The sequence below is a fragment of the Bacillus amyloliquefaciens DSM 7 = ATCC 23350 genome (genome assembly GCF_000196735.1).
Taxonomy (GTDB): Bacteria; Bacillota; Bacilli; order Bacillales; family Bacillaceae; genus Bacillus; species Bacillus amyloliquefaciens.
The window spans coordinates 3,188,666-3,208,843 of record NC_014551.1; the positions used below are offsets into that span (position 1 = coordinate 3,188,666).

Consider the following 20,178-nt stretch of genomic DNA (forward strand, 5'->3'; position numbering starts at 1 on the left):
CCCCCACTTATTTCTTTTGTTCACAGTTGCCGATTGTAGTAAAATCAAGTAAGTCCTTTGGTTGAACACCGAGTGCTTTAGAAATCTTTTCAATATTGTCTAAGGAAACATTTCTTGTTCCTCGTTCAATATCAGAAATGTAGGTTCTGTGTAGGTCACATTCAAAAGCTAGTTTTTCTTGTGACATATTACTTTTGGACAATCTAATTTGACGAACTTTTTGACCAAATAATAATCTGATATTGTTAGTCATAGTACCTCCTGATAACAATTGACGCTTGTTTAAATGGAATGATAAAATCAAGTAGACTATAGGTCTACAGACTATAAGTTACACGAGGTGTATAATATTGCGTTTTTTTTCTGTTTTTGACATTGTTAAAAATAAAGCGAATCAGTTAGGGTATACGGAAACTGAAATGTATGCTGTATTGAAAAATTACAATGTGAATAAGAAGGATTTACTCGCCTATAAAGAAAATGGAGTTATTCCAACAGATAAAGTGTTGAATGGAATACTTAGTTATCTTGGAATGACTAAAGTAGAATTAGAATTAAAATTAGGCAGGATACCGGCTGGGTTAGAGGATGTGTTCTTAAATAACACAAAAGAAATTGCCAAGATCCTCGAAAATAAAAATAGTGTTAAACTAAACGAATTTAATTCTATTCAAGAAATCAAACCTTATTTTTATACTGATCTTGGAAAATTATACAATGGAGATTGTTTAGAACTGTTTAAACAAGTTCCTGATGAAAACGTGGACACTATTTTTGCTGATCCACCATTTAACCTTGATAAAGAGTATGATGAGGGTGTAACAGATAAAAATTCCTTTAGCGGATATTTGGATTGGTATTATAAATGGATAGACGAGTGTATCAGAGTTTTAAAACCAGGCGGTTCTTTATTCATTTATAATATTCCAAAATGGAACACTTACCTTTCTGAGTACTTAAATAGGAAATTGAATTTTAGAAACTGGATAACTGTAGATATGAAATTTGGACTTCCAATTCAGAATAGATTATATCCAGCAAATTACAGCCTTTTATACTATGTAAAAGGTGATAAACCTAAGACATTTAATGTTCAAAGGATACCTCTACAAACTTGCCCTCATTGTGGTAGAGAAATAAAAGACTATGGCGGTTACAAGAATAAAATGAACCCAAAGGGTGTAACTCTTTCTGATGTTTGGTCAGATATTTACCCTGTTAGACATAGTAGTTCAAAAAATAGAAAGTTCAATGAATTATCAGTTAAATTACTTGATCGTATAATAACTATGAGTACAAATGAAGGTGACGTTGTTTTAGACCCGTTTGGAGGAAGCGGTACAACATTTGCTGTAAGTGAAATGTTAGGTCGTAAATGGATTGGTTTTGAGTTGGGGAATTGTGAAATTATCAAAGAGAGACTTAAAAATAAAGACAAAGATAAAAAGCTGTTAGGTAAAGTTTATGAAGAAAAAAACAAGCTGTTCCCTAATAGGGTTAAAGAATTACGTAAAAAAAATGGTTTATGGATTGATGATGATTTTAGACAAGACCATGAGGGAAATTCTAAAGGTGATAAAAAAAACGAAAACAATGACCAAATTTCATTAAGTCTAGAATGATAATTATCTTTTAAAAAAAGTCGATATTTAAATACTCACTGAAAAAAAAATATACTTTTGATAAGGACTTTAGAGAGATTTTTACTGCATTAAAGAATTGGAAAAACCAGATAAAAAATGGTGAATGGACTTCCTAATAGAAGTCCATTTTATATTGTAAGTTAGTCTATATGGATCGATCCTCATGGAAAAAGATGATCTATTCGTAAAAATTCTTCTCTTATTTTTGAATCTTCAAACACTACATAAATGTCATTGGAAATTAATCTTATATTGACCTTGCATTTCCTTGCCGATCTCCACTATCTCAGTATGCATTAAATCGGTATCTTCCGGAATTAAGGAAGCTTCATATTCATTAAGGTTTTTTCTTCTGTTAGGGCTTGCTGAAACAGTGGAGCGTACTCTAATTTTAGTTCTGTTTTAGTCCGCCCAGCTCTTCTAACATGGAATTAACAATCTAAACTTAAGAGTCAATTTCCTTAGCCTAGGCTTTTAAATAAATCCGTTCTGAAAGATCAGCCCCTTCTTGGTCTAAAGGGTTAGCGGTCATAGCTTCCGGCACCTCTCTTTGATGCCGAAAGCTTTTTATTGTTTTTTTCTGTGATCTTCATTGAGCTGTTTAATGTGCTGTATCGCAGCTTTGATGCCCTCTTTGGCGTCCGGGTAGGATTCATTCCAATGTTTTACGAGGGGAGGCATGCTTTTTGCGATATGTGTATACAAAATCCACTGCCTGACTTCTTCCTTTAGATCCGGATTTGTTTCTCCAAGCAATAGTTCTGTGTATTTTTCAAGCAGGCCGTCCAGCTGCTGCTGTAGCTTCTCTTCCATACCGTTCCCTTCCCTTTTCCATGATTATGACAATCGGGCGGTGAGGGCCGCTTCCTGCACGATACATCTGCCGCGTCCGTGCGGAATGCAAAGCGGCGTGCCGAACAGCGGGTCCTGTGTTACCTGGCAGTTCATCGCAAATACATTCTGCACAAGCTCACAAGTAATGACTTCTTCGGGACGCCCCTCTGCGTAAATCTGTTTATCCTTAATGGCTACCAGATAATGAGCATAACGGCATGCCAGATTGAGGTCGTGCAGCACCATGACGATCGTCCGTTTTTCTTTTTCATTTAATTCAAACAGCAAATCAAGTATTTCAATTTGATGCGTCATGTCGAGATAGGTTGTCGGCTCGTCAAGCAGAATGATATCCGTATCCTGAGCGAGTGTCATCGCAATCCATGCGCGCTGCCGCTGTCCGCCTGACAAGGAATCCACCGGGCGGTCGGCCATTTCCTCAAGCTTCGTCGCTTTAAGCGCTTTTGCCACGGCGTCTTCGTCCTCTTTGGACCATTGCTTCAGCCAGCTTTGATAAGGGTATCTTCCCTGCTTCACAAGCTGATGAACCGTCAGGCCTTCGGGAGCTGACGGACTCTGCGGCAAGATAGCCAGTTCTCTTGCGACTTCCTTCGTTGGAAGCTTAGCGATGGCTTTTCCTTCTAGAAGCACAGAACCGCCCCTCGGTTTCATCAGCCGCGCCAATGAACGTAAAAGCGTCGATTTTCCGCAGCCGTTGCTTCCGATCAATACAGTTATTTCGCCTTTTGGAATCGCAACATCCAATTCGTCAATGATAACAGTCTCTCCGTACCCTAAGCTCAGCGTCTCTGTAGAAATTGCACTCATACCGCTAACCGCTCCTTTTTTGTGTTTCCCAACACTATGTATATAAACAAACTGCTTACACATTCAACGTGAGATAATGATTATATTGTAACAGAAATTAATGACTCTGAATATCATTATCAATTAGTTTTGGGCAAAAAAGCTGCGGACGGAGGTTATTTTTTTATTTCCGTCATTTCTCCGTCGCTTTTTTTCAGTTTCAAATAAAAATGGTCATAATGGCTGTCTAAATTAAAAGCCGAGAGCACCTGCCGGACGACTTCACCTTCCTGCATCCGGCTGTTAACGGCAAGTTCTCCGAGGATCATCTTCATTTCATCGAGCGCTTCCTCGCCCTCTCTGTGAACTCCTGAGAGCTTATCCTGGATGTCTGCCTTTTCATGACCGCCTTTTCTTTCATACAAACCCTCATAGCGGTTATGCTCTCCGGCTCCGTAGTTGACGCGCAGGGAAAAGCTGCTGTAAGGAACCGGCTTCGCGGATGACACGGGTGTGCTGTCTTGTTCCGCTTCCCGTTTTTCTTCATTCAATCGGCAGCCGGCAATCAGCATCAGCGTAAGACATAAAACGCCCGCCGTCCTGATCCATTTCATGCGATTCACTCCCATTCAATTCCGATCGTTTTTAGGTATTTCCAAGGGAGGCCGCTGTCATTCATGGAACAAAAAGAACCGGAGCGGTAACAGCTCCGGGCGGTTCAACTATCTATCATCATTCAGTCAGCTCTAAAAACTCCTGCACATCCCGGACCGCAAGGCGTATCGCATCTTCCCAAAACGCCCGTTCCGTCAGATCCGCTCCAAGGTGCTTCATCGCCAAATCCTCAACGGTCATCGAAGCCGTGTCACATAAAAGCGCGATATATTTTTCTTCAAAGTCCGTTTTCTCCCGTAAAGCTCTTGCGTATATTCCAAGGGAAAATAAATAACCGAACGTATACGGAAAGTTGTAGAACGGCACTCCCGTAATATGAAAATGAAGCTTTGACGCCCAGAAATGAGGGTGATATTCCCCTAATGAATCGCAAAATGCTTCTTTCTGCGCCGCTTCCATCAGTTCATTCAGTTTCTCAGCCGGAACGACGCCCTGTTTCCGCTCTTCATAAAACCGCGTTTCAAATAAAAATCTCGCATGGATGTCCATTAACATATCTATGCTTTTTTGAATTTTATCTTCAAGCAAGAACAGCTTTTCATCCTTTGTCTCCGCTTGTTTCAAAGCGGCGTCGGCAACGATCATTTCCGCAAAAGTCGAAGCTGTTTCAGCGACATTCATGGCGTAGGCTCTGTTCAGCTGCCGCACTTGGAGCATGGCCTCCTGGTGAAACGCGTGCCCGAGCTCATGCGCGAGCGTCGATACGTTTGAAGCGCTTCCTGAAAACGTCATGAAAATCCGGGATTCTCCGCTGTCGGGAAAGCTGGTGCAGAAACCGCCGACCCGTTTGCCGCTCCGGTCTTCCGCTTCAATCCACCGATCGCGGAACGCTTTTTCCGTAAATGCGGACAGCTTTTTGCCAAACGTCGAAAATTGGCTGACGATCAGATTGGCCGCTTCATCATATGTGTATTCTTTCGGTGCCTCACTGATCGGCGCATTCACATCATACCAATTCAGCCGCTCAAGCCCTAAAAGAGACGCCTTTCGATTCAGATATTCGGCAAAAGGCTTTTTATGATCAGTAATCACCTGCCACATGACATCTAGCGTTTCTTTTTTCATCCGGTTGATCGCAAGCGGCTCTTTCAAGGCGCTTTCCCAGCCCCGCGCTTTATAGATTTCCGTTCGAAAGCCGGCCAGATGATTGAGCGTACTGCCGAACAGCTCCTCTTCTCCCTTCCACGCTTCGCTAAGCTCCTTAAACACTTGCCGCCTGATGCCGCGGTCCGGGTGCGCCATCATATTTTCCGCTTGGCCGACCGACAGCTCTTTATCCTCGAACGGAATCTTCATTCTGCCGACCGCCGCATTGTACAGGTCGCCCCATGCGTGATAGCCGTCAACCGCCAGACCTTCAATCAGTCTTTCTTCTGAAGCGCTGAGCTTCTCCCGTATCCGGTCTCTTCTTTCATTTAAAACGTATGTGAGTTCCTGAAGTTCCGGTTTTTGCAGCAGCTCCTCCCAAACCCGCTCGTCAATCCGGGCAAGTGTATCATCAAGCGTGACAAGAGCGGATTTAAAATCACTGCTCAGCTGATTGATCCGCGCCCTCCACTCATTCGCTTTCTGATCATCAGTGTTCTGAGCCTGAAGACAGCTGACGAAAGCTCCCGCCTGCCTGATCATGATCGCTGACCGTTCAAACCTATCAATCAGATTGACCAGCTCCCCACCTTCATCAGCATGCGACGGAACTGTAAACGCCTCTGCCGCTTTTTGAAAAGCGCTGAGCTGCTTTTTAAGCTCCTGTATGTATTGCTGAAAATCTTCCGACCTGCTCCCGCCCGCAAAAATGGAGTTTAAATCCCACGTTTCCTTCAATCCCTCTAATGCCATCTTTTTCATTACCCCTTTCTAACGAAGCTGATTCCATTATAAAACAATTCTGACATATTTCCGAACGATTTCTCCTTCTATCCGCAAGATGTTGTACACTAAAGATAGCACAAACGAGGGGGATGATGAGATGAACAGAAAAATTGCCGTTGTAACCGGCGCGACGAGCGGATTCGGGCTGCTGACAGCGCTGAAGCTTGCCCGGTCTTATCACGTCATTGCAACAGCCAGACAGCCGGAGAAAGCTGATGCACTGAAAGAAGCCGCCGCTCAAGCGGGTGCATCCGCCCATATTACGATCGTTGCTTTAGATGTGACGGATGAGCAATCAGTGTCTGACTTCGGTAAAACCGTCAGCGGTTTCGGGCCGGTTGACCTGCTCGTGAACAACGCCGGCACTGCGTACGGGGGATTTATTGAAGATGTGCCGATGGAACATTACAGACAGCAGTTTGAAACGAATGTATTCGGCCTGATTCATGTCACAAAAACCGTCCTCCCTTCTATCAGAAAAAACGGCGGGGCGAAAATCATCAATATCAGCAGCATCAGCGGACTGACCGGCTTTCCGGCGCTTTCTCCGTACGCCTCTTCCAAATTCGCGATTGAAGGGTTTACAGAGTGTCTGCGGCTTGAGCTCCTGCCTTTAGGGATTGATGCCGCTTTAATAGAACCCGGATCCTATAAAACTTCGATTTGGGAGACGTCTCTCTCCAATCAAATTACGGCACCCGGTCAAGACTCGCCCTATTACCGATTTTTTCAGCCCATTGAAGCTAACGTCAAAGCGAATGCATCAAAAAGCGGCGATCCCGATGAGGTGGCAGAGCTGATTTATCAATTGGCACAAAAAAAGCGCCTGAAGAAACTGCGGTATCCGATCGGCAGGGGCATTAAGCTGACATTGGCTTTCCGTTCACTCTTCCCGTGGTCTGCCTGGGAATCTGTTATAAAGAAAAAGCTGTTTACTTAAACCTAAATTATAATTATTATAATTTAGTATTGATTTTTAATTGATACGTGTTATAATTAAATTAACAAATCACAGGGAGGACGATGAATATGAATACACAAAACGCGAAAAAAACTGAAAATCTGGTTGAGAAATCAATGAACACACAATTATCAAACTGGTTTATCCTTTACTCTAAATTGCACCGTTTTCATTGGTATGTAAAAGGCCCTCATTTCTTTACGCTGCATGAAAAGTTTGAAGAACTGTATAACGAAGCGGCAGAAACGGCTGATGCGATCGCCGAACGGCTTCTGGCCATCGGCGGACAGCCTGCAGCGACTTTACACAGCTACCTTGAACAGGCTTCCATTACAGATGAAGGCCAGGAAAAGACAGCTTCTGAAATGGTGGAATCACTGATTCAAGACTACAAACAAATCAGCCGCGAATCCAAATTTGTCATCGGCGTCGCTGAGGAACAAAATGACCCGTCAACTGCCGACCTGTTTGTCGGATTGGCTGAAGTAGCGGACAAGCACGTGTGGATGCTGTCAGCCTACTTGGGAGAATGACGAAAAAAGCTGAACCTCCAATGAAGGTTCAGCTTTTTTTATGCGTTCAGCTTGCGCTTTCAGTTTGTTTCGTTAATGTGATGTTCAGCGTCTTTTTGCTGCCGCCTCTGAGAACTTGAACAGTCGTTTTATCGCCGATTTTCAGCTGGTTATATAGGATCTGTCTGATATCGGCGCTGCTCTCAATATCTTTGCCGTTCAATTTTACAATGACGTCATTTGATTTGATGCCCGCTTTCGCAGCCGGTGAGCCTGACTGCACTTCTTTTACATAAACGCCCTTAGACAGCTGGTCGCCGAACAGTCCGAGCGTGTTTTCCTGATAGGTTTCCGGCACTTGCGACATATCAATCATCTGCACACCTAAAAACGGGCGCTCGACTTTTCCTTTTGCAAGAAGCTGGTCGACAATCGGTTCTACATCGTTGCTCGGAATCGCGAAGCCGAGTGATTCCACGCCGTTTTCACTGACTTTCATGCTGTTGATGCCGATGACCTGGCCGCTGGAATTGATTAACGGCCCGCCGCTGTTTCCGGGGTTAATCGCCGCATCCGTCTGAATCACGTTCATTTCCACCGTGCCTTGGGATGTATCGGCGTCTACCGTTCTGTTCAGCCCGCTGATGACGCCTTGTGTGACGGTGCCGGAAAACTGCTGGCCGAGCGGGTTGCCGATGGCAATCACTTTATCGGCAATGCGAAGCTGCGAAGAATCCCCGAAGCTGGCCGCTTTTTTGACATTGGACGAGCTGATTTCCAGTACGGCCAGGTCACTGATGGCATCCTTTCCGACAAGCTTTGCCGTTTCGGTTTTCCCGTTATAAAGAGTTACCGACAGTTTGTTTGCTCCTTCTACGACATGGTTGTTCGTGATGATGTACGCTTTTCCGCCGTCTTTTTTGAAGATGACGCCGGACCCCGTGCCGCTCTCCGTTTCAGAGCTTGAACTGCCGTCAAATCCGAACTGGCTGCTTTGCGAAGCCTGATAGTTGGACACTCCGACAATCGCAGGCTCCAAATCTTCTACCATATCCGCTACGCTTGAAGTATTTTTTAATGGCGTTGACGTGAAATTCGATGACTGAACTTGTTTCGTATCAGAAACAGCTTCTGTCTTATGCTGCTCACTCGGCAGATTCGGCACAATGCCAAGCACGAGGCCGCCGCCGATGATACCGCCCAAAACCGGGCTCAGCCAAGCGGCTCTCCGTTTTTTTTCTTTTTTCACAGCAGCCGTTTTTTCAAATTCCGTGCCGGCAGCCGTCTCTTTTTCTGCTTCTTTCGAGACGGGGCCTTCGAGCAGCTCCGTCTCCTGATGGCTGATCTGCTGCTGGGCATTTCTGTTTTGCTCCGTATGTGAAAGATCTGACTGATCGCGGTTCATGCCGTCATCTCGCTGATCGTTCATATTCACGCACACTCCTTTAGCATGTTTTCATTCTATTGATTACATATTCATCGCATGTACAAGTTCTATTGTCCCAATTATAAGGAGAAAAGCAAAGCTCCAAAACAAAATGTGTTTGAACATGTTATCTTCCCCGCTTTTTTTCTTCCTTTCTTCCCTTATACACATCATAAACAAACATTGTGGGATAAAAATGAAAAGAATATGTGAAATTATGAAAATGCGGCTTGAGTATGTTAAAACTAGTATAATGACGTTGAAAGGATGTGAAATGCCTTGTCATACACCATTTATCTAGTTGAAGATGAGGATAACCTGAATGAACTGCTCACAAAATATTTAGAGAATGAAGGCTGGAACATTACATCTTTCACAAAAGGCGAAGAGGCCAGAAAACAGATGCAGCCGTCTCCCCACCTGTGGATTCTTGACATCATGCTTCCGGATACGGACGGCTATACATTGATAAAAGAAATAAAAGAAAAAGATCCCGATGTGCCGGTCATTTTTATTTCCGCGCGGGATGCCGATATTGACAGAGTTCTCGGGTTAGAGCTTGGAAGCAATGATTATATCGCCAAGCCTTTTTTGCCGAGAGAACTGATTATACGGGTGCAGAAACTTCTGGAGCTTGTGTATAAAGAACAGCCCGCCCCCAAAAAAAGCGGGATCACCGTTTCCTCCTACAATGTGATCGAAGAGGCCAGAGAGGTTTATGATGAAAACGGCAGCCTTGTCAATTTGACGTCTAAGGAATTTGATCTGCTGATTTTATTTCTTCATCACAAGGGACACCCCTTCTCCAGGGAAGATATTCTGCTGAAAATATGGGGCCATGATTATTTCGGCACTGACCGGGTGGTCGATGATCTTGTGCGGAGGCTGCGGAAAAAAATGCCCGGGTTAAAGGTTGAAACCATTTACGGATTCGGCTACAGGATGATGACGTCATGAAAAATAAGCCGCTTGCTTTTCAAATATGGGTGGTCATCTCAGGCATCCTTTTAGCCATCTCGATTCTGCTTCTCGTGCTGTTCTCAAATACGCTCCGTAATTTTTTCACGGATGAAACGTACACGACCATTGAAAATGAACAGCATGTGCTGACGGAGTATCGGCTGCCCGGGTCGATCGAGCGGGGATATTACAGCGAAGATGCGACCGCTCCGACGACTTTCCGATCCGTTCAGCACGTTCTTTTGCCGGAACGGGAGGAGTCGGCCAGCGACAAGGACTTGAACTATTTTTCTTCTTCTTTTATCCATAAGGTGTACAAGCTCGCGGGCCGCCAGCACAGCGTCACGAAACGATACAGCGCGGACATCAGCGGTGAAAAAGTGTTTTTCGTCATTAAAAAAGGCCTCACCATTAACGGTCAGAATGCCATGATGCTGTCATATGCGCTTGATTCTTATCGTGATGATCTGGCATACACCCTGTTCAAGCAGCTGCTCTTTATCATTGCCGGGGTGATTTTGTTAAGCTGGATTCCGGCGATTTGGCTTGCCAAATATCTTTCGCGCCCGCTCGTTTCCTTAGAAAAGCATGTCAAACGGATTTCGGAACAGGATTGGGATGATCCGGTCATCGTCGACAGAAAAGACGAAATCGGAAAATTAGGCCACACCATTGAAGACATGCGGAGCAAACTGGTGCAAAAGGATGAAACGGAAAGAACGCTCCTGCAAAATATCTCTCATGATTTAAAAACGCCTGTCATGGTAATAAGGGGCTATACTCAATCAATAAAGGACGGGATTTTTCCTAAGGGGGATCTGGAAAACACAATTGATGTAATTGAAGGCGAAGCAGAAAAGCTTGAGAAGAAAATTAAGGATCTATTATATTTAACGAAGCTTGATTACTTAATGAAGCAGCGGGTGCACCATGAGACATTTGACATTGTGAAGGTCACGGAAGAAGTCATTGAACGGCTCAAATGGGCCCGGAAGGAATTAGCGTGGACCGTTGACACAGAAGATGTAATGATGATGCCCGGTGATCCGGAACAATGGAGCAAGCTCCTTGAAAACATTCTTGAAAATCAAATCCGCTACGCAGAAACGGCGATTCACATTCGGATCAGCCAAAATCAGCAGCAGATTGTCATGACGGTTAAAAATGACGGGCCTCCGATTGAGGATGAGATGCTATCCAGCTTGTACGAGCCTTTTAATAAAGGGAAGAAAGGCGAGTTCGGCATAGGACTCAGCATCGTAAAACGGATTTTAACCCTGCATAAAGCATCAATTTCAATTGAAAATGACCAATCGGGTGTAATCTACCGGATTATCGTACCAAAGTAGACTGTAGTTTCATTGCAGTCTTTTTTTATGTGAAGGAGTAGCCGTTAAAATCTCTGTAGTTTGTTTTCAGCGGTTTTTGGCATTGATGAACCCATTTCTTTTCACAAATTGTCTTTTTCGGATATTTCACCTTTTCGACTTTAATTCCTCTGTTTCGCAAGCGGCTGATCATTTCATCTAATTCTTTCATTTTCAGATTCACCCTTTCGCCAGAACTTTGACCATTCGGTCAGCTCACTTTATAATATAAATAAAACAAAACAAAAAAACAAGTTACAATCAGGTTAAATTTATGGAATATCAATATGACCATTTAGTCATACATGAGAAGCACAAGCCAGCCTCCTGGCTCCGAAAGGGTGGAACCATTGAAGGAAAAAGAAAAGCTGATTATTGAAGCAGCGATCAAACTGTTTGCCCGGAAAGGGTACAAATCAACATCGGTTCAGGAAATTGCCGATGAATGCAAAATCTCAAAAGGCGCTTTTTACCTTTACTTTCCTTCCAAAGAAGCACTGCTTTTATCTATGCTGAATTACTACTACGATAAAACGTTTACCCGAATCACGACGATCCAAACGGAGGGCGACAGCCCGAGAGCCGCTTACCAAAAACAGCTTGCGGTTTTTTACGAATCGATTCTCGCGCATCAGGATTTTATTACCGTGCAGATGAAAGACGGCTCACTGCCTTATACCGAAGAAGTAGCGCAGTGCGGAAAGAGAATCCGCCGGTCGATCCTGCAGTTTCATATCGACAGTCTTCTTGCTATTTACGGAGAAAAAGCCGAACCATACACAGCCGAACTTTGCTTTTTAATAGAAGGAATCAGTCAGATGTATCTTGAATATCTCATTCTGACCGGCCGGTCCGTACAGCCTGCGCTTCTTGCAAATACCGTGATTCACAGAATTGATGACATCGTAAACGGAATGGCGGACAGACATGATGAACCGTTTATTTCTCTTGATGAGGCAAGCTCGCTGTTTGGGCCCCTTCATAACGGGCAGCCCGATCCTTTAAGTCAATCGATCTTTGAGACCCTCCGCGCGCGCATCAGCACGATGGACAAGCCGCAAGCATCTGAATTCACCGAGAGCTTGGATATTCTGGAAGCGGAAATGAAGAAAAAGTCGCCGAAACCGGCAATCATCAAAGGAATGATTTTGAATTTGAAGGAATCTGACCTGCTGGCTGAAGATGCAGAACAGCTCAGATTTTTACTGAAACAGCAGTTTATTTAGAAGAACGGCCGCAGTGACTGCAGCCGTTCTTTCTGTTTATGCTTTCGGATGCACCATATCTTCCGGACGCACCATTTCATTAAATTGTTCTTCTGTCAGAAGGTTCAGCTGTAATGCCGCTTCTTTCAGCGTCAAGCCTTCTTTGTGGGCAAGCTTGGCGATTTTTGCGGCGTTTTCATAACCGATGTGCGGGTTAAGCGCCGTAACAAGCATTAATGAGTTAGAGAGATTTTCCTGAATCGTCTCTTGGTTCGGCTCAATACCGACAGCACATTTGTCATGGAAGGAATTCATTCCGTCACTGAGAAGCTGCACTGTCTGCAGGAAGTTATAAATAATAACCGGCTTGAAGACATTCAGCTCGAAGTTTCCTTGGCTGGCCGCAAATCCGATTGTCGCGTCATTTCCCATCACTTGCGCGGCGATCATTGTCAGCGCCTCACTTTGTGTCGGGTTGACTTTGCCAGGCATGATAGAGCTTCCCGGCTCATTTTCAGGAATGACGATTTCGCCGATTCCGCAGCGCGGGCCGCTTGCCAGCCATCTGACATCGTTGGCAATCTTCATCAGGTCGGCAGCCAATGCTTTTAACGCGCCGTGAACGTGAGTGATTTCATCATGGCTTGTCAGCGCATGGAATTTATTAGGCGAGCTCTTGAATGTCTGCCCCGTTACTTTTGTGATTTCTTCAGCGACGAATTCACCGAACTGCGGGTGGGCATTGATGCCCGTGCCGACTGCCGTGCCGCCGATGGCAAGCGCGCGCATTTTTTCCGTTGACTCAAGAATCATTTCTTTAGAACGGTCAAGCATGTATACCCAGCCGCTGATTTCCTGCCCGAGCGTCAGCGGAGTCGCATCCTGCAAATGCGTACGTCCGATTTTCACAATATCCTGATACGCTTTCGCTTTTTCATCAAGTGTCGTACGGAGCTGATCAAGCGCCGGAACAAGCTGTTCATATACGGCAAGAACCGCCGCAACGTGCATCGCCGTCGGGAATGTATCGTTTGAGCTTTGGCTGCGGTTGACGTCATCATTCGGATGAATCTTCAGCTCGGAATTTTGTTCTTTCAGTAAAGCAGTCGCGCGGTTGGCCACCACTTCGTTCATATTCATGTTGCTTTGTGTGCCGCTTCCCGTCTGCCAGACAACGAGCGGAAAGTTATCGTCATATTTGCCGTTTAACACATCGTCACATACAGCGGCAATAGCCTGTGCTTTTTCAGACTCTAAGTTGCCGAGGCGTTCGTTAGCGATCGCCGTGCTTCTTTTTAAAATTGCAAACGCCTTCACAACACGCTGAGGCATTTTTTCTGAACCGATTTTGAAGTTCTCTTTGCTGCGCTGTGTCTGAGCGCCCCAAAATTTATCTGCCGGAACTTTAACTTCTCCCATGGTGTCTTTTTCAATTCTGTAGTCCATTTATGTATCCCTCCATAACAGTTGCTTCACCCTGAGTATTATTCGCCAGTAACAGATGAAACCCTTTTTATTTTTCGGCCTTGGCCGTTTTTAATTTCAGCTCAAGATAGACGCGCGAATCCTTAGAGTATTTGTACTTCGGATTTGTTTTACGGTATTCCTTCGACGTGTAAGCCACTTCGTAATGCGCTTCAAATGATTTGATGAGCTGTTCTATTTCTTCGGCATTCCCTGCCAGTCTGACTTGTGCCACATCTCTCCTCCGCTTTCATAAAAAAACTTGTACCATTAAATACTTTATCATAGTATATCATTTTTTTAACAGGAAAAGATAACCTCAATTAAGGATTGGAAGGCGGGTGACTGTCGATGGCGCAATCGGAATTCAAGGAATACATACACATTAATCTGGCTATGGTACTTCCCCATGTAGAGCAGAACGATGACCTGGTTCAAAATAAAAAGATGCTTCCGAACGGGCTTGTTTTTTATTATATGTATCTGAGTGAAATGAACGATGAAGACAAAATAAAAGAAGCGATTGAAACGCTGCTTCACGAAGAAGACGCCTTAACACTGGAAACGGTGACGAAACGTCTTGATAAGATTGACGCCCGCCCCGTCTTTACGGCGAAGGAAGCCGTCATCTCCATTCTGCGGGGGAAATGTGCCATGTTTATTAACGGCCTTGACCATGTGTACATTCTGTCCACCGGAAAAAGAGAAAAAAGAAGCGTAACAGAACCCACATCTGAAAAGGTCGTAAGAGGGCCTAAAATCGCCTTCATAGAAGATTCTGATACAAACGTCGCCATGATCAGGCAGCGGACGAACCATCCGAAGCTGAAAACGAAAAAGGTTCCGATCGGAGAAAACAAGCTGAAATACGCCACTGTCATGTACATCGATGATGAGGCGGACCCATCTGTCGTCAATGATGTTTTAAAGCGTCTCAGCAAAGTGAAGATGGATGACATTCAGGATTCCGGAACGCTTGAGGAGCTTATTGAGGATAATAAGTATTCGCCGTTTCCGCAAATACAAAATACCGAACGGCCTGATAAAGTCTCTTCCGCCTTGTTTAACGGCCGCGTCGCCATCCTTGTCGACAACTCACCGTTTGCGCTCGTGGTCCCGGCTTCTTTAGGAATTTTAATGCAGTCTCCCGATGATTATTATGAACGGTGGATTTCCGCCTCGCTCATCCGGGCGCTGCGGTTTACATCTATTTTTATCACGCTGTTTTTTTCGTCCATTTATATCGCGCTCGTTTCATTTCACCAAGGGCTTCTGCCGACGTCGCTTGCAGTCACCATCGCGGCGAACAGAGAAAACGTCCCCTTCCCGCCTATCATCGAAGCGATGGTAATGGAAATGACGATAGAGCTGCTGAGAGAGGCGGGCTTGAGACTTCCGAGCCCGCTCGGCCAGACGATCGGATTGGTGGGCGGAGTCGTCATCGGTCAGGCGGCCGTTGAGGCGAAACTTGTCAGCTCTATCATGGTGATCGTGGTCAGTATTGTCGCGCTCGCTTCATTTACGGTGCCGCAGTACGGGATGGGGCTTTCATTCCGTGTGCTCCGTTTCATTTCGATGTTTACTGCCGCGGCTTTCGGGTTGTACGGCATGATTTTATTTATGCTGGCGATCTACACTCATTTATCGAGACAGCGAAGCTTCGGTTCTCCGTATTTCTCGCCGAATGGGTTTTTCAGCTTAAAAAACGCAAACGATTCTATTCTCCGTCTCCCTATTAAAAATCAACCAAAAGAGGCGAAAAACGTAAATGAGCCAGAAAACAACTCACAATAAGCTTACAAGCTATCAAGGGACAGCATTGATTTCCAACACGATGCTCGGTGCGGGCCTCCTCACCATGCCGCGTGCGCTGTCATCAAAGGCGAATTCGCCGGACGGCTGGATCGCATTATGTCTGGAAGGCATCATCTTTATCCTATTGATTTATCTCAACACGCTCATTATGAAAAAGCATCAGTACGAATCATTTTTTGATTATATGAAAGAAGGTCTCGGCAAATGGGCGGGAAATATCGTCAATCTCATGATCTGCCTCTATTTTATAGGAGTCGCCAGCTTCGAAGCCCGGGCGATGGCGGAAATGGTCAAATTCTTTTTATTGGAAAGAACGCCCGTGCCGGTCACGCTGTTTATCTTTATCGCCTGTTCTATTTATTTGATTATCGGCGGCATAAATGATATCGGCAGGCTCTTTCCTTTCTATTTAACGATTACGATTATTATTTTGCTGGTGGTGTTTTCTTTCAGCTTTAAAATATTTGATATCGACAATCTGCGGCCGGTTCTCGGACAGGGGTTTTCTCCCGTTATGGCCTCCTTGACCGTCGTTTCTGTTTCCTTTTTGGGCATTGAGGTTATGCTGTTTCTCCCCGAGTACCTCAAAAATAAAAAGCACACGTTCCGTATGTCGGCTGCGGGTTTCGGCATCCCGATTATTTTATATATTATTACCTTCGTCCTCGTCGTCGGCGCCTTAACCACCCAGGATGTCAAAACAATGATCTGGCCTACAATCGCGCTCTTTCAGTCATTTGAAATTAAAGGGCTTTTTATCGAAAGGTTTGAGTCCTTTTTGCTTGCGGTCTGGATTATCCAATTTTTCACCACCTATGTATCGTACGGATATTTCGCGACGTCAGGCCTTAATAAAATTTTCGGGCTGAAGCAGAAAAAAGGTGTCATCTTCGTAGGCATCGCGACATTCTTCGGGTCCTTGATGCCAAAAGACGCTAACAAGCTGATGCTGTTCAGTGATATTCTCGGCTACATCTTCTTAGGTTTCTTTTTGCTGCCTTTACTGATGTTTGCAGTCGTCGCTGTGAAAAGGAAGGTGAAAAAAGCACAATGAAGAAATATATCGTCATCATCCTTTCTACATTGCTTTTGGCCGGATGCTGGGACAGCCGGAATATAGAAGATTTGAGCCTTGTTATCGGAGTCGGGCTCGATAAACCTGAGGAAGAAAACGTGGAAGTGACTCAGCAGATTCTGATCCCGCAAAAAGCAAGTTCACAGCAGTCGTCATCAAGCAGCCCGACAAAGGTGACTTCCACTTCCGGGGAAACCGTCCATCAAGCCTTAAGGACGGCATCATTAAAAAATCACCCCGCATTCTCCCAGCACTTGCGCATCATGCTGTTTTCTGAAGCGCTGTTAAAAGACGGCATCCCGCTTGACGCATTGATGAACCAATTTGTCAGGGACAATGGAACGAGAAGAAGCTGCAATGTGATGACAGTGCCGGACAAAACGAAAGATATTTTCAATGTCAGTGATCAGGGGGAGCCTGCGTCAAATACGATCTATGACTTAACAGAGAATAACGCGGTCACCATCCGAATGATGAAGCCCGTGACATTGGGGGAAATATCCGAGAAAATCACAAAAGGCGAAACCTTCGTCCTTCCTCAAGTGCGCAAAGTGGGCAGCAGGCTGGAAATCTGGGGCGCATCCATTATAAAAAATAAATTCTGGTATGCGGATTTAACGCCTTTTCAAGTCCAGAATATGAACCTGTTCACAGGCACGGTAAAGGGAGGCGTCACATTTGCAAAGCATGATAATTATTATTTATCGTTCGAGGTATTTTCCAGCAAATATGATGTGAAAACACAATATAAAAACGGGAAATTCAAGTTTATCGTCACCCGGTTTGTTGAAGGCCGTCTGTCTGAGGATTGGAACCCGAAAGAAGATTCCTTTAAGGAGTCCTATATAAATGAAATCAAAAACACGGTAAAACGCAGCATCCATTCAGATGTTATGACATTCATTGATTATCTGCAGCATGATTTAAAAGTCGATATTACCGGTTTGGATAATCAGGTCCGGATTCATTATCCTGACAAGTGGAAAAAGGTGTCGTCAGATTGGGATCATCATTTCAGTGAATCCGATATTGAATACAAAGTCAAAGTCGCCATCAGAGATTTCGGAACAAAGGGAATGTCCCAATAACCTGTCCCTTGGGAGAGTGTGCATAGCGCCGCTCTCCTTTGTTTATGTCACGAGATGATTGCGGTGGGCATATACGGCTGCCTGCGTGCGGTCACTGACATCAAGCTTTGACAATATATTCGTGATGTGGGTTTTCACCGTTTTAATCGTTATGAACAGCTCTTCTCCAATTTCTTTGTTCGTCTTGCCTTCCGCGACGAGACAGAGGATTTCCAGTTCTCTTTTTGTCAGTGTTTCATGCGGAAGCTGATTCTCTGAATGGCGCAGCCTTGACAGCACTTTTCCCGCCACCTTCGATTCAAGCTTCGGTTCGCCCTTGGCAGCCGCTCTGATGGCTTCGGCTATTTCTGCCGCTTTAGATGTTTTCAGCAAATAGCTGAGCGCCCCCGCTTCGATCACCGGATACACTTTGTCGTCATCAATAAAGCTCGTCAGCACGATGATTTTCGGATCATTGAGTTTCGCACAGATCTGTTTTGTCGCTTCGATGCCGTCCATGCCGTCCATGACAAGATCCATTAAAATGACATCCGGCAAAAGCTCTGCGGCCAGATCGACGCCCTGCTGTCCGTCTGACGCTTCACCGGCGACTTCAATGTCCGGCTGTGCTTCTAAAAATGCGGCCAGGCCCATCCTGACCATTTCGTGATCATCAATCAGTAACACTCGAATCACTGTCGTTCTCTCCTTTTGTTTTCTGATAAATCGGGACTTTCACGTCGATCTGCGTGCCTTTTCCCTTCACGGAGATAATTTCCGCTATGCCGCCGATTTCACTCGCTCTTTCCTTGATGGAATGCAGGCCATAAGAGGATGCTTTGACTTGATCCATCGTAAAACCCGCCCCGTTATCAATGACTTTAAGCTGCAGCTTTTGATGTTTCGCGCCGAGCCTGACGGTGACCTTGGTCGCCTTTGAATGCCTGAAAACGTTGGAAAGCGCCTCCTGCACGATTCGGAACAGATGGTCTTCAACGCCTTTTGACACACCCATGTCGCTGATATCCCACTCAATATCAAGCGGCTGCTTCGCTTTGAACTCTTTTAACAGCTCAATCAGCCCTTCTTTCAGACCTTTTCCTTCTAAAGTGACGGGCCGCAAATGCAATAGCAGCGCTCTCATTTCATTTTGCGCTTCGCCCGCCATATGTTCAACCATGCGGATCCGTTTAACGATTTTGTCATCTGCATCTTTCACTTGCTCTAGGACGGCGGATGTCATCATTGAAATGGCAAAGAGCTGCTGGCTGACGGCATCGTGCAGATCGCGCGCCAGCCGCTGGCGTTCTTCAGTGATGACTGATTTTTTCATTTGATCCTGCCATTCCGCCCGCTCGTTGGAGAGCTTTTGGAGCGATGTGACCTGCAGCTCGACCCGCTTGGCCATTTCGTTGAGCTGGTCTGCCGCCAGGCCGATTTCATCATCGCCGAGCGGCGGCACCCGATAGGCGAAATTGCCGTTTTCAAATTTCAAAACCGCTTCAATCAATGTATCCATTCTTGTTTTCAGACGGCCGCCGTATACATAACCGGAGATCAGTCCGGCCGAAAGGGACGCCAAAAGCAGGATGACCACGAACGGAATACCGAACCAGCCGGAAGAAAACAAAAGCATCGGGTCAAGCCCGTAATATAACAGCATCAGCGTAATAAACACAGCGCAAAGAAGCAGACTGAGCCCCGCGGTCATCCTCATGGCGCGCCACTGAATATTGGCGAGTAATTTTTTCCTCATAAATACTTCACATCCACATCGCCGATGAATAACGAAATTGATATTTTAATGCGCCGCGGCGAGTCGCCGTACTCGGGAGACACTTTATACAGGTTCGTGCTCATGCCGCTTTTCTTAGAGCCGAGCAGATTCATATCGCCGATAAAAGCTGACGAACTGACGGACACTTCGATATCGGGCGGGACGTACACATCAACATTGCCGATGACACCGCTGATTGTCATCGTGCTTTCTCCTTCGGGAATCATCGCTTTTGACAGATCGATTTTCACATCTCCGATGAATCCGGAGACATTTAAATCATTCAGCTCAAACGGATCCTTCATCATGCGCAGCTCGCCGATAAAATAGCTGCGGAGATCCGGCTGTCTGCTTTCCGGCTGGGCGGAAGGCTTTGGCTGCTCTTCTTTTTTAAGATTGATTTTCTTCTCTTTATGTTCAAACACGCGCTTTCCTTTAAGAAGCCTGTAGCCCGCGTAAATGAGAAAGGCGGCAAAGGCATAGCCGAACAGGTTGAAGGTGGCGCTGAACAGGTTTCTCAAAAACAAAAAAGCGGCGAAGATATACAGGACGGAGCCGAGCCAGCCGCGGGAATATTTATTAAAAATATAGCCTGTGATCAGAAAAAAGAGCGGCCAAAACAAGAAGTCGCCGATACCGATAATACGTAAAAACATGCTGACGCCAAATAAGGCGATGATAAGTCCGAGAATCTGTTTTTTTGCCATTTCAGCTGCTT

At 45.3% G+C, this 20,178-nt stretch carries 20 protein-coding genes and 1 pseudogene; 9 read left to right on the forward strand and 12 right to left on the reverse strand.

The features are described from left to right. Positions 1–7: 7 nt before the first annotated feature. Positions 8–253, reverse strand: coding sequence for a helix-turn-helix domain-containing protein (locus BAMF_RS36480; protein WP_014470997.1), 246 nt, complete (start codon positions 251–253; stop codon positions 8–10). Positions 254–350: 97 nt separating this feature from the next. Here BAMF_RS36480 and BAMF_RS36485 point away from each other — a divergent pair, with 97 nt between their 5' ends. Next, the gene (locus BAMF_RS36485) at positions 351–1,622 is read left to right on the forward strand and encodes a DNA-methyltransferase (RefSeq protein ID WP_013353548.1); all 1,272 of its coding nucleotides are present in this window, start codon (positions 351–353) and stop codon (positions 1,620–1,622) included. A gap of 588 nt (positions 1,623–2,210) precedes the next feature. On the opposite strand, the pseudogene BAMF_RS36490 reads toward BAMF_RS36485, so the two are convergent. From BAMF_RS36490 to BAMF_RS36505, 4 genes and pseudogenes are all read right to left on the reverse strand, one after another. Next, positions 2,211–2,478, reverse strand: a pseudogene (locus tag BAMF_RS36490) (YusU family protein). 2 nt (positions 2,479–2,480) lie between these two features. After that, a complete protein-coding gene (locus tag BAMF_RS36495) occupies positions 2,481–3,305 on the reverse strand; it encodes an ABC transporter ATP-binding protein (protein WP_013353550.1) in 825 nt (274 codons plus the stop codon). 155 nt (positions 3,306–3,460) lie between these two features. Further along, entirely contained in the window at positions 3,461–3,898 is a 438-nt protein-coding gene (locus BAMF_RS36500) for a YusW family protein (RefSeq protein ID WP_013353551.1), read from the reverse strand. 118 nt (positions 3,899–4,016) lie between these two features. Further along, positions 4,017–5,798, reverse strand: a complete 1,782-nt coding sequence (locus BAMF_RS36505) for a M3 family oligoendopeptidase (RefSeq protein WP_013353552.1) — start codon at positions 5,796–5,798, stop codon at positions 4,017–4,019. Positions 5,799–5,928: 130 nt separating this feature from the next. Between BAMF_RS36505 and BAMF_RS36510 the strand changes: the two genes are divergently transcribed. Further along, the gene (locus BAMF_RS36510; protein WP_013353553.1) at positions 5,929–6,771 is read left to right on the forward strand and encodes an oxidoreductase; all 843 of its coding nucleotides are present in this window, start codon (positions 5,929–5,931) and stop codon (positions 6,769–6,771) included. Positions 6,772–6,860: 89 nt separating this feature from the next. After that, a complete protein-coding gene (locus BAMF_RS36515; RefSeq protein WP_013353554.1) occupies positions 6,861–7,325 on the forward strand; it encodes a Dps family protein in 465 nt (154 codons plus the stop codon). A 46-nt stretch (positions 7,326–7,371) separates the two neighbouring features. On the opposite strand, the gene BAMF_RS36520 is transcribed toward BAMF_RS36515, so the two are convergent. Further along, on the reverse strand, positions 7,372–8,733 hold the full coding sequence (locus BAMF_RS36520) for a S1C family serine protease (RefSeq protein WP_013353555.1): 1,362 nt from the start codon (positions 8,731–8,733) through the stop codon (positions 7,372–7,374). A gap of 276 nt (positions 8,734–9,009) precedes the next feature. On the opposite strand from BAMF_RS36520, the gene BAMF_RS36525 reads away from it, so the two are divergent. Next, on the forward strand, positions 9,010–9,687 hold the full coding sequence (locus BAMF_RS36525; RefSeq protein ID WP_013353556.1) for a response regulator transcription factor: 678 nt from the start codon (positions 9,010–9,012) through the stop codon (positions 9,685–9,687). Next, positions 9,684–11,039, forward strand: coding sequence for a sensor histidine kinase (locus tag BAMF_RS36530; RefSeq protein WP_013353557.1), 1,356 nt, complete (start codon positions 9,684–9,686; stop codon positions 11,037–11,039). The genes BAMF_RS36525 and BAMF_RS36530 overlap by 4 nt, the downstream gene beginning before the upstream one ends. 25 nt (positions 11,040–11,064) lie before the next feature. Here the strand turns inward: BAMF_RS36530 and spxO are convergent, their stop codons facing one another. Then, positions 11,065–11,229 (reverse strand): anti-adapter protein SpxO, encoded by a 165-nt coding sequence (gene spxO, locus BAMF_RS41365; protein ID WP_007410067.1) that lies wholly within the window; start codon positions 11,227–11,229, stop codon positions 11,065–11,067. 178 nt (positions 11,230–11,407) lie between these two features. On the opposite strand from spxO, the gene BAMF_RS36535 reads away from it, so the two are divergent. Further along, the gene (locus tag BAMF_RS36535) at positions 11,408–12,283 is read left to right on the forward strand and encodes a TetR/AcrR family transcriptional regulator (RefSeq protein ID WP_013353558.1); all 876 of its coding nucleotides are present in this window, start codon (positions 11,408–11,410) and stop codon (positions 12,281–12,283) included. A gap of 36 nt (positions 12,284–12,319) precedes the next feature. Here BAMF_RS36535 and fumC read toward each other — a convergent pair whose 3' ends face one another. Further along, positions 12,320–13,708 carry a class II fumarate hydratase gene (gene fumC, locus BAMF_RS36540; RefSeq protein WP_013353559.1) on the reverse strand — a complete coding sequence of 463 codons (1,389 nt, stop codon included), beginning with the start codon at positions 13,706–13,708 and terminating at the stop codon, positions 12,320–12,322. A 67-nt stretch (positions 13,709–13,775) separates the two neighbouring features. Then, positions 13,776–13,961 (reverse strand): YvzF family protein, encoded by a 186-nt coding sequence (locus BAMF_RS36545; RefSeq protein WP_003151806.1) that lies wholly within the window; start codon positions 13,959–13,961, stop codon positions 13,776–13,778. Positions 13,962–14,077: 116 nt separating this feature from the next. On the opposite strand from BAMF_RS36545, the gene BAMF_RS36550 reads away from it, so the two are divergent. Genes BAMF_RS36550 through BAMF_RS36560 form a run of 3 tightly spaced genes read left to right on the forward strand, consistent with a single transcriptional unit; the run spans position 14,078 to position 17,704 of the window. Next, positions 14,078–15,520: a spore germination protein gene (locus tag BAMF_RS36550; RefSeq protein ID WP_013353560.1), complete on the forward strand. Its 1,443-nt coding sequence runs from the start codon at positions 14,078–14,080 to the stop codon at positions 15,518–15,520. After that, positions 15,495–16,595 carry a spore germination protein gene (locus BAMF_RS36555; protein ID WP_013353561.1) on the forward strand — a complete coding sequence of 367 codons (1,101 nt, stop codon included), beginning with the start codon at positions 15,495–15,497 and terminating at the stop codon, positions 16,593–16,595. The genes BAMF_RS36550 and BAMF_RS36555 overlap by 26 nt, the downstream gene beginning before the upstream one ends. Next, positions 16,592–17,704, forward strand: coding sequence for a Ger(x)C family spore germination protein (locus BAMF_RS36560; protein ID WP_013353562.1), 1,113 nt, complete (start codon positions 16,592–16,594; stop codon positions 17,702–17,704). Before BAMF_RS36555 ends, BAMF_RS36560 begins: the two co-directional genes overlap by 4 nt. 42 nt (positions 17,705–17,746) lie before the next feature. On the opposite strand, the gene BAMF_RS36565 is transcribed toward BAMF_RS36560, so the two are convergent. From BAMF_RS36565 to liaF, 3 genes are read right to left on the reverse strand one after another with little or no spacing between them, the layout of a single operon-like run. Then, on the reverse strand, positions 17,747–18,379 hold the full coding sequence (locus BAMF_RS36565) for a response regulator transcription factor (RefSeq protein ID WP_003151798.1): 633 nt from the start codon (positions 18,377–18,379) through the stop codon (positions 17,747–17,749). After that, positions 18,357–19,439, reverse strand: coding sequence for a two-component system sensor histidine kinase LiaS (gene liaS, locus BAMF_RS36570; protein ID WP_013353563.1), 1,083 nt, complete (start codon positions 19,437–19,439; stop codon positions 18,357–18,359). The genes BAMF_RS36565 and liaS overlap by 23 nt, the downstream gene beginning before the upstream one ends. Beyond that, the gene (gene liaF, locus BAMF_RS36575) at positions 19,436–20,167 is read right to left on the reverse strand and encodes a cell wall-active antibiotics response protein LiaF (protein WP_013353564.1); all 732 of its coding nucleotides are present in this window, start codon (positions 20,165–20,167) and stop codon (positions 19,436–19,438) included. Before liaF ends, liaS begins: the two co-directional genes overlap by 4 nt. Positions 20,168–20,178: the final 11 nt, after the last annotated feature.